Origin of the sequence: Bacillus tianshenii, from assembly GCA_020524525.2 — a bacterium.
Lineage (GTDB): Bacteria > Bacillota > Bacilli > Bacillales > Bacillaceae_N > Bacillus_AV.
On record CP129018.1, the window covers coordinates 3,248,386 to 3,263,170 of the forward strand.

The window sequence follows — 14,785 nt, forward strand, 5'->3', positions numbered from 1 at the left end:
CAACTCCTCATTTTTTAGAATCCAGTGATAGCAATGACACCAGGGCGTGGAATTGTATCACCAGGTCGGTGCGGCCACATGCTTGTTAGGTTGCTTAAGCTTTCAGATTCTTCACCTGGGTGCTGAACGGATAGGAATAATGTCGTTTCATTTGGTGTAAACCAAGGTCCTGTCATTTCAGCTTCAACTGGTGCTGAGGCAAATTGATAAGCATCCCCCATATTTTTACCCATTGTTGGGATGACGAACATGCCGTTATTTTTGAATGATTCATAAATTCCTTTATTATGTTTGCTTGATGAGATATCAGTCACTGTCCAAAGGTTTCCGTTTGTATCAAATGTAAGGTTATCTGGTGCACTGAAACCACTTTGTCTTCCACCTGCTGCAAAGATTTCAAAGTTGAATGTTAGAGAACCTAGGTCATCCTTGTCTTCGAAAAGCCGTGTGATTTGGCCATGGAAATTCCCATGATCGCTGTTATTTGTATGTGCGATAAATACTGTTTTGTCAAATGGGCTGATTTCTAAGTCTTCTGGACGATCTGTCGGTGTCCCTCCAATTAGTTTTGCTGCTTCATCAGCATTCACTAAAACGTCCGCTTGTGTTTGGAACTTTTCAAGCAATTCTTGGTCATCTTTAATTGCATTGCGTACATTTTCAATTGTCATCGGTTCCCATCTACCTTTTCCAAAGTTGGCAGCATAAAGGGTACCTTCTTCAAGAAGCTTGCTGTTATTTGTTCCTCTTGAAGCGACATATTTTCCTTTACTAATAAATTTATATACGCATGCATCGCGCTTATCATCACCCATATAAACAACAACTCGTCCATCATTTGTAAGACCCATAGCTGCATTTTCATGGTGGAAACGACCAAGCGCTGTATGTTTACGGACTGCAAAATTTTCATTGAATGGGTCAACTTCAATTACCCAACCATAATGAGTTTCGTCAAGACCTGCATCTCTTGCCGTATATTCATAGTTCTCCTCACAGGATAAAAGCGTGTTCCAAAGTGTCTTACCACCAGAACAATTTGCAAATGTACCTTGTACTTTCTTTGCTCCACCGACAGCTTTTGAGCCGCTTGCTGCTCCGGTTAATTGAAATGGCGTTAGGCCTGTTACACGACGTGCATAGCTAGAAGTCGTGTCCATCTCCCACTTACCCTCTACACGATGCACTTTAATAATTGAACCACCTTGATTATAAAGTAGCTTTTCGATTTGCTGATTTGTGTACTTTCCATTTTTCTTTTCACCTTCAACAAACATTGCGTTCGTATATTCGTGGTTTACCCATAGAAGGCCTTCTTCACTTGAATTCTTAATTGGGAAATAACATGTGAAATCATTATTAAAGCCGAACGTATCGCCTTTTTTATTGATTACATCTCCATATGCTGCTACCACATCGTATTTATAACCACGTGGCAACACAACATCATCCTTAGCTGAAGGAGCAATTGGCTTAAACTTCATTCCAGATACCTTTTTCTTGTTATCAAACATGTGACTCTTTGCTGCTGCTTTATCTGCGAATGCACCTAATCCTGTAGAGGCCACTGTTAGTGCTGCTGCTCCAGTTCCCATATAAGTCAAAAATTTACGACGATCCATATCTGACACATGAAACACCCTTTCGAAGTTTAATTATGTAATCCACTAACAGCATAAAACATGATTATTAATCCTCTATCTTTTAAACGTTAATTTTTTAAAGATATCGTTAACGAAAAGTTAATTACGGTGTTAATAGTAATAAAAAACCTCCATTAAGGGTAAAAGAATCCTTAATTGGAGGTTTTTAAAATACGGATTATTAATTTTGAATTACTTCCATTGAAGAAGAACGTTTCTTTTCAGATTTATCAACGATTGCAGACCCTACAAGATCCCCTGTTACATTCAACGATGTTGCTGCCATACCTAGCAATGCATCAACTGCTGCAATAAGGGCCACGATTTCGATCGGCAGACCCGCTTGAATTAATACCGTGGATAAGGTGATTAGACCTGCTCCGGGCACACCGGCTGTTCCGACTGAGGCGAGCGTTCCAGTGACGATAATCATCATGATCGTCCCAAAGCTTAGTTCCATGTCTACAACATTTGCTGCAAATATAACGGATGCACCGACACGCAATGCCGCTCCGTCCATGTTCATTGTCGCCCCAAGCGGAAGGCTAAAACTGTATAACCGCTCGCGGATCCCTACATTTTTTGCAGCACGGATTGTTACCGGAAGTGTTCCTAAGCTGCTTCTAGTCACAAATGCCGTAAAGGTTGCTTCTTTTACATTTTTAAAGAATCCAATTGGCGAAATACCAAAGATCGAAAGCAGCACGCCATAGATAAGGTATTGCACCACAATTCCTACATATACGACACCGACAAAACCTAGCAATGACGTTAATGTTTTTGCCCCTTGCTCTCCTACCGTAACTGCTGTAAGAGCAAAGATCCCGATAGGTATTGAAGGATCCAATCCATAATTCGGAATGTTGCTTCACCACCTGCTTCTGATAAATCATACAACATGTTCCCCCCACTTCTTATGCTGTTCTGATTCAGAGTGGCGAATCGCTCCGATAGCCAAACCAAACACTAATGCGATAAAAATAATACTTAATAAGTTGAGATCAACAAAAGCTTGAACAATATTTGTTGGAACAATCTCAAGCAGAATCTCGGTAAATGAAGGCGCATCCGGTACATCAACCTTCGCATCAGAAGGAATGCTTAATCCGACTCCAGGATTAATAAGATACGCAACAATTACCCCTAATACAAGCGCCGATGCGGATGATACGATATAATACATCAACATCTTTCCACCCATACGCCCTAACTGGTACGGATTTGTTTGATTAACCCCAGAAATTAATGTAAACAAAATCATCGGAATCACGATAAATTTAAGTAAACGTAAAAATAAGTCCCCAAGTGGTTTAAAGAAAACGGCATCTTCCCCTAACAAAAAGCCCAAGAGAATACCTAAAATAAACCCTATTGAAATTTTCCATATTAACGGAACATTACGATAAGCAGTCCATAGACGACCCAATTTATTCAACCTCCTTCATTTATTTATCATAGTAAACCAAGTATTTATATAAGATTTTAATACTATATCATCATAAGAAAGGAAGCCCATTTCGTCAATCCGAATGCACTTAAATGATATTTCGCTTTCAACATTTCCCTAAATTACACTAACTTATCCATCCTTTCCTTGAAAAAGGACATAAGAAAAAGGGCAACTGGGTGCCCTTATGACAAATTCGATAAAACCTTACAAATATTAAATTCAGCCTCCCTCTTCTTCTGCTCTGACAAATCTTTAAAAAGTGAAAGAGCCGAGTAAGGTACCTTAATGCTATGTGGGTCTGTGAAGGTCTGACGCCAATAGCTTTCATCAAATACTGATGAATAAGTGGGCTTAACCACCACTTCACGGAGAACCTCTTCTGGACGTTGTCTATTCAAATGCATTTGAATGCGATGAATAGCTAACCCCTTTTTGACGAGGGAGTTATAACCAAGCTTATCTAATTCCACAATAGCGTGGGCAAGTGTAACACCATGCTCTAATTCTCCGCTAAAGAAATAAAAACGATTGCCAACCTTTCGATCTGGCGCTGCAAATCGGCACTCTGCAAACGCTACCTCCACCATATCTACAATTGAATGATATTCAGGAATTCCGAACACATCATTACTTTCTACAATTCGGTAATCATCATAACCATAATAGCGGTCACCTCGATCATCTACTGCATTTTCTACTAAAAGAGTAATGCCCTCAACGATCTTCTCTGTACAGAGCTCAGGCCTTTCTAATAAAGCCTTTAATGCTAATACGCCTAAGATAACCCCATGACCAGAAGAGCGCAATTGGGCTAAATTTAAATCAATACTACGAACAAGTTTGTCTACTAAATCTTTTGAAGCTGTTGCCTGCTCAAATAACTGAAAAAATTCTGAATGGCTCTGTTCGATTTGTTCACAGTTTCGAACTAAGCCTTCTTGTACATAACTCGGTAGATCATGACTTTCATTCATGAAATAAGCAGCCAAAAATGCTGCGCCATAATGACCTGAAAATACTGATTTCGTCCCGGCATGCGCTAATGCTGTTAACCCCTTCTCTAAGTATGACTGATCAATCACCTGGTTCTCTCCTCCGTCTTTTTCTTTATTTTCTCACAATTAAATTGAAATTTCTTCTTTTATGTTTAACACAGTGTAAAGAATGTTAACGCAACCTAAGTATTCATTAAGGTTACATGAAAATCATTCAAAAGCTTCTTTCTTTTTCTATAATGAAAACTGAGAAATCTGAGTTCAGCCTAGTATGAATTTTGGTTTCTGGAGAAATTACATATTGAGGAGCATTCCTGTTAGAAGCTTTTTCGGGGACTTGAAATAAAAAGAGCCCTCTTGGTATGATGCGGGGTGTCAATTCACGGACGAAATGACCCCTAATTTGGATACCAAGGAGGACTCAATATGAATTCTACGCAAAACAATAAAATTAATCAAGTCACCGAACAAACACTCGTTGTCGGTATGGATATTGCAAAACGTACACATTACGCATGCTTTGTCGATGAACGGGGCAGGGTGCTTAAAAAGCTTTTCCGGTTTCTCAGTCCCCAGATGGATTCGATAAACTGTATCAAAGGATATTGAAAGCAATGAAGGAACATCAGAAAACGGAAGTCATTATTGGGATTGAGCCGACCGGTCACTACTGGCTGAACCTGGCGTATTTCCTTGATGACCGAGGCATTCCTTTGGTGATGACGAATCCAATGCATGTGAAGCGTTCCAAAGAGCTGGATGACAACCTTCCAACGAAGCATGATGCCAAGGATGCGCTGGTGATTGCCCGCCTTGTGAAAGACGGACGATTCAGCTATCCGCGAATTCTTAAAGGCATGGAAGCCGAGCTGCGCGTTGGTTCAACGCTTCGTTCAAAGCTCATAGAGGAACAAGGCGCCGTCCGAAACCAGATAATTCGCTGGCTTGATCGCTACTTTCCAGAGTTTACTAAAGTATTCCCGACCTTTGGCAAAATGGCGCTCGCTGCACTGGAAACATCGCCATTTCCATGCGATCTAGCAAAAAAAGAAGTCGAAGAGCTATTAGATGAACTTCGGCAGGTTGAAGGGATGAAATCACCCCAAGCGCCAAAAGTAGCGAAGCTCATTAACGTCGCTCACCACTCGATTGGCGTAACAGAAGGACAACAGATGGCCCGTGTTGAAATCGCCACACTTGTCCGCCGTTACCGCCAGCTTGAACAAGAGGTTGCGACCTTGACGGATCAGTTAACAGAGCTTGTCCGAACATCTGTTGAATATGAATGGCTTTCGACTGTACCAGGTCTCGGAGATGCGACCATTGTCGAACTGCTCTCTGAAATCGGCAGTTTCTCTCATTACCGCCACCCACGCCAACTACTCAAACTTGCGGGGTAACGTTGCGAGAGAACTCATCCGGTCAGCACAAAGGACAGAAGCGAATCTCTAAGCGTGGAAGGAGACGGCTGCGCGCCCTCCTCTTCCGTGTCATGATGCCGATGATTCGCCATAACGCAGCCTTTCGCGAGCTGCATGATTATTATACAAACCGGACAACAAACCCATTACGCAAAAAGCAGTCAATCGTTGTTCTATGCGGTAAGTTATTGAAAGTTTTACATGCGATCAGCACGAAGCACATAGCCTTTGATGCAAAGCGAATGATGCAAGATATCCCTCTCCTCGAAGAGGCACACTAAGCTTACACATTTCTTTTGAACCTAGACAACAGGATGACACGGAGAAGCTGGCACTATCTTTTCCATTCGACCTATGAGTCCCCAGAGGAGCATCGCTGGCCTCTGCCTTATGACTAGACCGAACGAAGGAATGTAGGCACTTAGATGCCCAGAGACATGGGAGGGTACGTCATCATAAGCGACGCAGAGATCCAATGTGCATCGATATAGAACACACTATCGCAACCAATTATATCCAATTGCGACCGCGTAGCGTACCCTTAGACTGTTATAGTTTCACATATTTAAATAATACTGTTAGAACAGGTGTCATAAAAAAATTTTTGGCACCCCTAACAACGGCCTAAACCGTTGATATATCAATATTTATAGAGGGAGGAATGTTTGTGAAACACCTTATGAAAAGCGCGGTTTTAGCTGTCCTGACACTATCCTTAATTCTTGGAAATGTAACAAACCTTGCTTCTGCGAAAGAAAAAGACCCGACAATGAATGATGAACGTTTTCTTGTGGTAGGACACCGCGGCGTTAGTGGACTTGCACCTGAACATACCTTACCTGCTTATGACCTTGTAAAGGAACAGAAAGGCGACTACATTGAAGTTGATATTCAAATGACAAAAGACGGCGAACTTGTTGCAATGCATGATACAACCGTTGATCGTACAACAAACGGTACTGGCGAAGTTCGTGACATGACACTTGAAGAAGTGAAACAGCTTGATGCTGGAACTTGGTTTAATGAGAAATATCCAGAGAAAGCACACCCTGACTATAGTGGGCTACAAGTTCCAACACTTGAAGAGGTATTTGAACGTTATGGAAAAAGCGCAAACTACTATATTGAAACAAAATCACCTGATGTATATCCAGGTATGGAAGAAAAGCTTCTAAAGCTGTTGGCTGAATATAACCTTGTTGGTCCTAATGAACAATCAAGCAATGTCATTATTCAATCATTCAGCCAAGAAAGCTTACTAAAAGTACATGAGCTAAATCCAAACATTCCGTTAGTGCAGTTATTATGGTTTGAACCAAATGAAAATGGAAAATTCGTTGAAGATAAAGGAATTGTGTCTAGTCCTTCTGAAATAACAGAACAAGAAATGCGTGAAATTGACCGCTACGCAGTTGGGATCGGAATGAATTATCGTTGGGATAATCAAGAGCTCATTATCGATAAGTCATTCATTAACAAAGCTCGTAAATTTGACTTACTCGTTCATCCTTATACGGTCAATACAGAGGAAGATATGAAAATGTTACTGGACTGGGGAGTAACAGGTATGTTTACGAATTATGCTGGTTTGCTAAACGACGTTGCTCGCTCTTACAAAAAGTAAAACTAAAGCCCGCTGAAATAGGCGGGCTTTTATTTATGCTAAGAGCACCAATAAGGTTGTAATTGTTACGACACTAATAAGCGTGTTGATAAACGTAATACTTGAGACCATTTCAGGCTCTGCATCAAATTGAACAGCATACATCGTAGTCGTCGCTGCAGACGGCGTCGCCGATAATACGATGAGAACCTTTTGTAGCAGCGGCTCCATTGGCAATACAAGTGTAATGAGAAATGCGATAATCGGAGAAATCAACAAACGCATCATCGTTCCATACATTATTTTTCCCCACTGAAAATTTCGCACAGCAATATTCGCTAATTGCATACCTAAGATGAGCATGACTGTTGGAATTGTCGCCTTCGCCACTAGGTCAATAGATGAAAAAATATTTTCAGGCATTTTAATATCGAATACATTCATCACCAAAGCAGTCAAAACAGCATATGTCGGCGGCATTTTCAAAACAGAACGAACTGCAAGCTGCACCCCTGCTTGTCCTCTTGCAGCATAATACACACCAAAGAAGTTCATAATAATGGCTTGCAAAACCATGAACGAAACGGCATATTCAAAGCCTTTCTCTCCGTATGCAAACAAAATAATCGGAGCCCCATAATTGCCTGAATTCATAAAAGCAGTCGATAAAATCAAACCACTCTCAATCGACTGTGAATAGCCCCTCATCTTTGCATAGATTTTATTTACAAAAATAATCGCCACTAACAAGAGCAGTGCAAACCCAACCATTTTCAAATATTGCATATTTAGCTCTGCCGTATAAAAGCTCTTAAATACAAGAGCTGGCGTCATAATGTATAATCCAACCGTTGAGAGCGATTTGATGTCTAGTTGCTTCCACTTTTGTAAGATGAATCCTGCAATAAATACAAGTAATACTGGAAAAACGACTTGGATAAAAATATTCATGCCTACTGTCCTCTCGTTATTTTCTGTCTCTTAAACCTACCATGTTTCCATAAGACAGCAAACCGCTAAGCTTTCCCTATTTTTCACCAGCATATCCATCATTATTTTTGCAGAAAAACAACAAGGATGAAAAATACTATAGCTATCTTCATAAAGAAGGTGGTGTTTTTATGAGTAGAGGGCGAATATTTGTAGCCCTTCTGATGCTTCTTTTAATTTTTCTCTCACTCCCATTACCATTTGCAAAAGCAGCTATAGTGCCGCAAACATATGAAGCAACAGTTGATCATATCGTTGATGGGGATACACTCTATATTGATAAACCAATCCTTGGTACGAGAAAGGTCCGTTATGCCAATATTGATACACCTGAAACTTATCATCAACCTTCATACAAGCAACATCTTATCGATGACCAATTAGATCACTCACAAAAATATCACGGTGAACGTGCAAAAGAGCAGCTACAATCTTTGCTTCCCCCTGGTGAAGAAATCATTCTGGAAGTTGGACAAACAACAAAGGATTACTATGGACGCTTATTAGCGAAAGTCATCCGCAAAAAAGATCGGATTGATACAAACTTGGAAATGATTCAAAGGGGATTAGCTGTAACTTATTTCATCTGGCCAGTTGACGATAAGCACACGTATAATCAATATCAAAAAGCGTTGAAAAACGCAAAACGATTTCATCTCGGGATTTGGGATAGAAACCACCCCCTAATGGAACTTCCTTTTGTGTTTCGAAAGCGCGATCACCGTTCCACTTACAAAAAATATGTTGGAAATTCTGAAACAAAAGAATATGTATTACCCCAATATTGGTATAAGGTACCGGTCGAAAACCGAATTTTCTTTAATGAGATGCAACAAGCGCAAGATGCTGGCTATCAAGCAAAAGAGGTGCCGACACTTTCGCCGGCACCTCTCTATCTTTAAAATGTTCTTTCTTCAACGACTTCATGATATTTGTCTTGAATAAGTAATCGGCTTGGACTATTGTCCTTTGCAATTTCCTCTGCTTTTTCAATTGCAGCCGAACGCTCATCATATAGATCTGTAGGAGCTGTGTCCTCAATCTTTACGTACCAACCTGTTGCATCTTTGTTTGGAACTACACTATATTCTTTCATGCTATCGCTCCTCCTCTTGTCTATTTAGTAATCTGTTTCCCAGCTATTGGAGCGATAAAACATTCAACCTAATTAGAATGAATATTCAATAATTCACCTTTCTATTCCCTCAATACCAATTATATTATAAAATATTGTCATAAATATGCGATCCGTTTTCTAAACTTTATTAAAGGGTAATTAACACTAGCATTGAAAAATGATTCTTATACAGGTGTGATGAACAATGCGGAAATTTTTCAACGGAGCAATAATCATTATTATATTCTTAATCGCAACAACATTATTGTATACAAACATTAATAATACAAATCAACCTTCTGATTCATCTCAGTCAAGTGAACACAGTAGCAGAAACGAGATTAATACAATCGAGAAAGCACCCGAAGAAGATATCGAAAAAAAGGACAAACAATCTGAAGAAGAACCAAAAGCCATTACAGAAGAAGTTCGTGAAGCATTTATCCAAGGTCTCGAAAGTGCTGTCGGATTATTTGTGAAAGATGACTTAGAAATTGTTGCCATTGGTGATTCCTTAACTCAAGGTGTTGGGGATAGCACAGACAGCGGCGGATATGTCGGGATTATAAAGAACACTCTTAATGATAATGAAAACAATCAAAAGGTTAAGGTAGAAAACTTCGGAAAACGCGGCAACAGAACAGACCAACTGCTTAAGCGAATGGAGAAAAAAGAAATTGATGCCGCTATTAAGGAAGCTGACATCGTCTTAATTACAATTGGTGCAAACGACGTCATGAAAATCGTTAAAGAGAATTTTACGAATTTAAATTATGAAGATTTTACGAAAGAGCAAGAAGGATACAAAGTAAGGCTAAGGGAAATCTTTTCAAAAGTTACTGCAGCTAATCCAGATGCAAAGGTGTATCTGCTAGGTATTTTTAATCCATTTGATAAGTATTTCAATAACATTAAAGAACTGGACCAAATTATGCGTGATTGGAACAAGATAAGTGAAAATGTAACGAATGAGTATAGTAATGTAACATTTATTCCAATTGCTGACCTTTTTCATAATACAGAAGAGAATTTACTGTACAAAGAAGATAACTTCCATCCAAATGAAAACGGCTATAAGAAAATGGCTGAACGTGTCCTTGAATACATTAAGCCTGAAATTGCACAAGAAAGTGAATCTGCCAAAGAAGAAGCGGCAAATTAACAAACTTACACAGGTGAGGTCGTATGTTTGAAAAACTAAAAACACGAAATAAATGGAAGCTTTTATTTATCAGCCTAGGCGTCGTTAACCTTGCAATCATCACATTGCTCATATTCCTATTATTTGTGCCCAATTCACCTGCACGCCTGCCTTCAGGCAATAACCCTGAAGGCGAAGTCGCTGAATTTACCATTTCTTCCTCTAAACAAAATTTAAATCAGATTATGAATAATTTCTTAGAGGAATTACCAAAGAAGAAAAACTTTGATTACTCGATTTCCTTAAAGAATGATCTTGAGTTACGAGGTTCCATCGTTGCATTTGAGCAAAAGATTCCAATGGCAGTAACGTTTGAGCCTGTCGTACAAAAAAATGGCGACCTTGTTTTACAACAAAAATCCATTAAGCTGGGACGATTACAGCTGCCAAACAAGAAAGTCCTCGAATATTTAAAGGACAACTATGAGCTACCTGAATGGGTAGTCATTAACCCAAGTGAAGAAAATATCTATATTGCTATTACGCAAATGGAGACGAAAAGCAACCTAAAAGTAGAGGTAAAGAAATTCAATCTTGAAAAGAATGAACTTGTCTTTAAAGTGAAAATCCCTCATGAAGCCTTTAATTATGGTAAAAAGGGAGTTAACTTAAAAGGGTTCTTTAATTAATCGCTTAGACGCTTGTCAATTCGACAGGCGTCTTTTTATTTTATTTTAATGTAATGTTCATTTTTGTAGTACATTTACAATATATAACCATGATAGAATAAATTTTGAAATAGATAGAAAGAAGGAGAAAATAATGTTTAAAAACAAACCAGTCGGATTTAAGATTGCTTTATTCTTTATTATCCTTTCAATTATAAGTGCTGGAAGCTTTATATTTACAACAATGTTTCTTGCCAATCAAGAAACAGATGGAAAGGTAATAAACATTGCTGGAAGACAGCGGATGCTAAGTCAAAAAATGAGTAAAGAAGCACTTGAAATTAGTGCACTTAGCAATCAACAAAAGCGTGAAGATTTGCAGAAAACGATGGCCTTATTTGATTCATCCCTTAATGATCTTATCAACGGAAATGAAGAAGAAGGAATTCCACAAGCATCACCTGAAGTAAATCAACAGTTGAAGAAAGTCGAAGCTCTCTGGAAACCTTTCAAGGAAAATATTGAAATCATCATTTCAGACCAAGACAATGCTGAAGCCGCAATTGAAAATATCGTTTCAAGCAATGTTCCTCTTCTAACTGAAATGAACACAGCCGTAACGATGTATGAGGAAGAATCCAAACAAAAAGTTGGTTCATTAAAAGCAGAGTTGTTTGTTTCCATGCTAATTACTATCTTCGTTAGTTTCATTGGTTGGCTCTTCTTAAATAAACAAATTACAAAGCCACTTGAAGCTCTATCCTACGTTGCAAACCAAGTGGCACTAGGAAAGCTGAATGTTAAACGAATTGAACATCACACTAATGATGAAATTGGACAATTGAGCAGTTCTGTTAATAGTATGCTGGAGAATTTACGCAACCTTATGAGTAAAATTAAAGGCACATCTGAAAGCCTTGTCCTTTCCGCAAATGACTTAAATGGTAGTATTGCGGAAACAACAGTAGCTGCTGAACATCTAACACATATTGCTGAAGAAACGTCAGAAGGCGCTGATGAGCAATTACGATGCGTAAAAGAATCAATCGATATTGTAAACCAGCTTACTGAAAGAATGAATACTATTTCAGCCTCTAGTCATGAGATGTCTGAGCTTTCATCTGTTTCTTCTGAAAATGTGAAACAAGGCGCAGAAGCAATTGACTCTGTCGTCAAACAAATGGCCGAAATCCATAGCAGCGTCGATAGTATGAGTGGTTTTATTCACAATTTGAAAGAACAATCCCTTAAAATCGGGAAGATTAGTTTAATGATTACTGATATTGCAGAGCAAACAAACTTATTGGCATTGAACGCTTCTATTGAAGCAGCAAGAGCTGGAGAACACGGAAAAGGATTCGCAGTCGTTGCAAGTGAAATCCATAAGCTTGCTGGACAGTCTAAGCAATCAGCAGACCAAATTTCCAGTATGATTTCAGATATTCAGCAAGAAACAGGAAAAATCAATACGTATATGGATGAAGGAAAAGAGAAAGTGAATTCTGGTATTGAAGCAACAGAAGTCGTTAATCATGCATTTGATAAGATTGAAGAAAACACATACTTACTTGTCTCTCAAGTAAGCGGAGTTTCCAAGAGCTTAGAGGAAATGACAACAAGCAGCCAAGAGATTGTTGCTTCTATTCAAAAAGTAAAAGAAATTGCTGAAAAAGAAGCAGCCTCCAGCCACGATGGTTCAGCTGCTACTGAACAAGAGCTTGCCACGATGGAAGAAATGCGTGCATCAGCTGATATGCTTGCAGAAATGGGGCAAGAACTCCAACAACTCCTGAAAAAATTTGAATTATAAGAACCAAACAACATGGGGCGCTTAAGAATAACCTTAACGCTCTTTTTTTATCCCTTCCCCTTCCCCTTTTCGACAAATTGTTCCACGTGAAACAATTTCACCGCCAGTATTTGCGTTTTTTCTTCATGTCTTTTAAGTATATGCTGTTTCCTTTGCACACAAAATAAAAGCATTAAAAATAGAAGGAGGTATGAACGTATGGATGCACGTCGCGCCCAAAGTATCGCAGAAGCACCAGAAATGATTAATGTCACCTATAATGGTAAGCCAATCTATATTCAACATGTTGATGAAAAAAGCGAGATGGTCAGAATCTTTCCTCTTGGACAGCCTGAAAGAGAAGAAGAAGTACCTGTACAAAGCTTAAAAGAAGAGTCTTAAATAAAAATAAGCTGTTGATACTCAAGTAGAGGAATCAAACAGCATGCTAGCCTGAATAGGAAGGACAGATTGTTCATTTCAATCTGTCCTTTTCATTAATATTTTAGACTAAATAAGTCAAAATAGTTTAATATGTTCAGCGGTTATGTTATAGTACATCGAGTATTTAACGCTTTTAACATGAGGAGGCGTTCTTATGATGCATAACTCTGAAGAAGCGGTCCCTTCCTCCTACAGGAAAACGATTCTTGTACTTAGTATTTCAGTTTGGCTTGTCGTAATGAACACAACAATGTTTAATGTAGCACTGCCTAATGTTTTGCATGACTTTTCATTGAGCCCATCTCAAGGGGCATGGATTGTTTCCGGATACTCCATTGTACTTGCTATTTTCACGATTACCTATACACGTTTATCTGATTATATCCCGATTCGCTCACTACTGATTACGGGAATTATTATTTTGGGGGTTTCCTCTCTACTAGGATTTTTTGCAACGAATTTTATTTGGCTCCTTATTGCTAGACTTTGCCAAGCATCAGGAGCAGCTGCCATACCAGGCCTATCTTATGTCTTTGCAGGTCGGTATATCCCCCTAGAAAATCGGGGGCGGGCCATGGCAATGATTGCTTCAGCTTCATCACTTGGGTTCGGCTTAGGACCAGTGGTAGGCGGCATTATTACCGAGCATTTAAATTGGAACTATTTATTTGCGATTACCCTATTGGTTTTAGCAGTTATTCCTGTTTTATTTCGCCTTTTACCAAATCAAGCAACTCACAAAGGTTCCTTTGATCTTCTAGGAGGAATGTTAACAGGCTTAAGTGTGACCTCATTTTTGTTATTTATCTCAACTCTTCAATGGACATTCGGCATCCTTGGGATAATATTCATTTTCTTACTTTGGTTACGCATTACCAAAACACCTGTCCCGTTTATCCAGCCAATATTATTTAAAAATAGTGATTATCGAAAACTTGTGTATATGAGCTTCCTTGGATTTTGTACTCATTTTGCTATCTTGTTTTTGATGCCCTTAATGTTGAAGCATATCTATGATAAACAACCTACAATGGTAGGGTTTATCATTTTTCCAGGAGCTATGCTTTCGGCTATAGCTGCTATTTACGTTGGTAGATTAATTGATCGATATGGGAACATGAAAGTGATGCTATTAGCACATATTTTATTAACCATCTCGACCATTATTTTTTATCTCTTATCCCCCCTTAACTTTTACATGATTATGGTTGCCTATATGTTTACAAGCTTTGGATTTTCGAGTCTATCGTCTAGTTCTACAAATGAGGTTTCTAAAATTTTACCGAAAGAGTTAATTGGCTCAGGTATTGGGATGAAGCAGTTAATCCAGTTTGTCGGCAGTGCCTCCGGATCTGTAATTGGCGGGATTCTACTTGAATTTCTTGGAGAAGGATATACAGTAAACGCCTTTCAATCGACATTTTTAATGATTCTGCTTTTAATGCTACTATCTTGCCTTATCTTCTTCATCTATCTGAAAACAAACAAAACTACTCAAGGCTAGATGTCTCTTGAGTAGTTTTC

General features: G+C 38.9%; 10 protein-coding genes and 3 pseudogenes. 8 read left to right on the forward strand and 5 right to left on the reverse strand.

Annotated features, from left to right (window positions below; all coding sequences use genetic code 11):
- Positions 1 to 14: 14 nt before the first annotated feature.
- From LC040_16280 to LC040_16290, 3 genes and pseudogenes are all read right to left on the reverse strand, one after another.
- Positions 15 to 1,622 carry a DUF839 domain-containing protein gene (locus tag LC040_16280; GenBank protein ID WLR53318.1) on the reverse strand — a complete coding sequence of 536 codons (1,608 nt, stop codon included), beginning with the start codon at positions 1,620 to 1,622 and terminating at the stop codon, positions 15 to 17.
- A 202-nt stretch (positions 1,623 to 1,824) separates the two neighbouring features.
- Positions 1,825 to 2,982 (reverse strand): annotated as a pseudogene (locus tag LC040_16285) (dicarboxylate/amino acid:cation symporter).
- Positions 2,983 to 3,275: 293 nt separating this feature from the next.
- A complete protein-coding gene (locus LC040_16290; protein ID WLR50800.1) occupies positions 3,276 to 4,175 on the reverse strand; it encodes a hypothetical protein in 900 nt (299 codons plus the stop codon).
- 339 nt (positions 4,176 to 4,514) lie between these two features.
- On the opposite strand from LC040_16290, the pseudogene LC040_16295 reads away from it, so the two are divergent.
- A pseudogene (locus LC040_16295) lies at positions 4,515 to 5,790 on the forward strand (IS110 family transposase).
- Positions 5,791 to 6,290: 500 nt separating this feature from the next.
- Positions 6,291 to 7,133, forward strand: a pseudogene (locus LC040_16300) (glycerophosphodiester phosphodiesterase).
- A gap of 33 nt (positions 7,134 to 7,166) precedes the next feature.
- Here LC040_16300 and LC040_16305 read toward each other — a convergent pair.
- Positions 7,167 to 8,063: an AEC family transporter gene (locus tag LC040_16305; protein ID WLR50801.1), complete on the reverse strand. Its 897-nt coding sequence runs from the start codon at positions 8,061 to 8,063 to the stop codon at positions 7,167 to 7,169.
- Between the two features lie 170 nt (positions 8,064 to 8,233).
- Between LC040_16305 and LC040_16310 the strand changes: the two genes are divergently transcribed.
- Positions 8,234 to 9,004, forward strand: coding sequence for a thermonuclease family protein (locus LC040_16310; protein ID WLR50802.1), 771 nt, complete (start codon positions 8,234 to 8,236; stop codon positions 9,002 to 9,004).
- On the opposite strand, the gene LC040_16315 is transcribed toward LC040_16310, so the two are convergent.
- Positions 9,001 to 9,198 (reverse strand): DUF2188 domain-containing protein, encoded by a 198-nt coding sequence (locus LC040_16315; GenBank protein WLR50803.1) that lies wholly within the window; start codon positions 9,196 to 9,198, stop codon positions 9,001 to 9,003. The genes LC040_16310 and LC040_16315 overlap by 4 nt on opposite strands.
- Before the next feature lie 226 nt (positions 9,199 to 9,424).
- On the opposite strand from LC040_16315, the gene LC040_16320 reads away from it, so the two are divergent.
- The 5 genes from LC040_16320 (at position 9,425) to LC040_16340 (ending at position 14,765) form a co-directional block, all read left to right on the forward strand.
- The gene (locus tag LC040_16320) at positions 9,425 to 10,381 is read left to right on the forward strand and encodes an SGNH/GDSL hydrolase family protein (protein WLR50804.1); all 957 of its coding nucleotides are present in this window, start codon (positions 9,425 to 9,427) and stop codon (positions 10,379 to 10,381) included.
- 23 nt (positions 10,382 to 10,404) lie between these two features.
- A complete protein-coding gene (locus LC040_16325; protein ID WLR50805.1) occupies positions 10,405 to 11,049 on the forward strand; it encodes a YpmS family protein in 645 nt (214 codons plus the stop codon).
- Positions 11,050 to 11,182: 133 nt separating this feature from the next.
- On the forward strand, positions 11,183 to 12,838 hold the full coding sequence (locus LC040_16330; protein WLR50806.1) for a methyl-accepting chemotaxis protein: 1,656 nt from the start codon (positions 11,183 to 11,185) through the stop codon (positions 12,836 to 12,838).
- Between the two features lie 198 nt (positions 12,839 to 13,036).
- Complete coding sequence (locus LC040_16335; protein ID WLR50807.1) at positions 13,037 to 13,219, forward strand: small acid-soluble spore protein H; 183 nt, start codon at positions 13,037 to 13,039, stop codon at positions 13,217 to 13,219.
- Positions 13,220 to 13,415: 196 nt separating this feature from the next.
- Complete coding sequence (locus LC040_16340; GenBank protein WLR50808.1) at positions 13,416 to 14,765, forward strand: MFS transporter; 1,350 nt, start codon at positions 13,416 to 13,418, stop codon at positions 14,763 to 14,765.
- Positions 14,766 to 14,785 lie beyond the last annotated feature (20 nt).

Bases quoted from the DNA above. Each gene is read 5' to 3' on its own strand.
- LC040_16280 (WLR53318.1), bottom strand. From the start codon at position 1,622: ATGGATCGTCGTAAATTTTTGACTTATATGGGAACTGGAGCAGCAGCA.
- LC040_16305 (WLR50801.1), bottom strand. From the start codon at position 8,063: ATGAATATTTTTATCCAAGTCGTTTTTCCAGTATTACTTGTATTTATT.
- LC040_16310 (WLR50802.1), top strand. From the start codon at position 8,234: ATGAGTAGAGGGCGAATATTTGTAGCCCTTCTGATGCTTCTTTTAATT.
- LC040_16315 (WLR50803.1), bottom strand. From the start codon at position 9,198: ATGAAAGAATATAGTGTAGTTCCAAACAAAGATGCAACAGGTTGGTAC.
- LC040_16320 (WLR50804.1), top strand. From the start codon at position 9,425: ATGCGGAAATTTTTCAACGGAGCAATAATCATTATTATATTCTTAATC.
- LC040_16325 (WLR50805.1), top strand. From the start codon at position 10,405: ATGTTTGAAAAACTAAAAACACGAAATAAATGGAAGCTTTTATTTATC.
- LC040_16330 (WLR50806.1), top strand. From the start codon at position 11,183: ATGTTTAAAAACAAACCAGTCGGATTTAAGATTGCTTTATTCTTTATT.
- LC040_16335 (WLR50807.1), top strand. From the start codon at position 13,037: ATGGATGCACGTCGCGCCCAAAGTATCGCAGAAGCACCAGAAATGATT.
- LC040_16340 (WLR50808.1), top strand. From the start codon at position 13,416: ATGATGCATAACTCTGAAGAAGCGGTCCCTTCCTCCTACAGGAAAACG.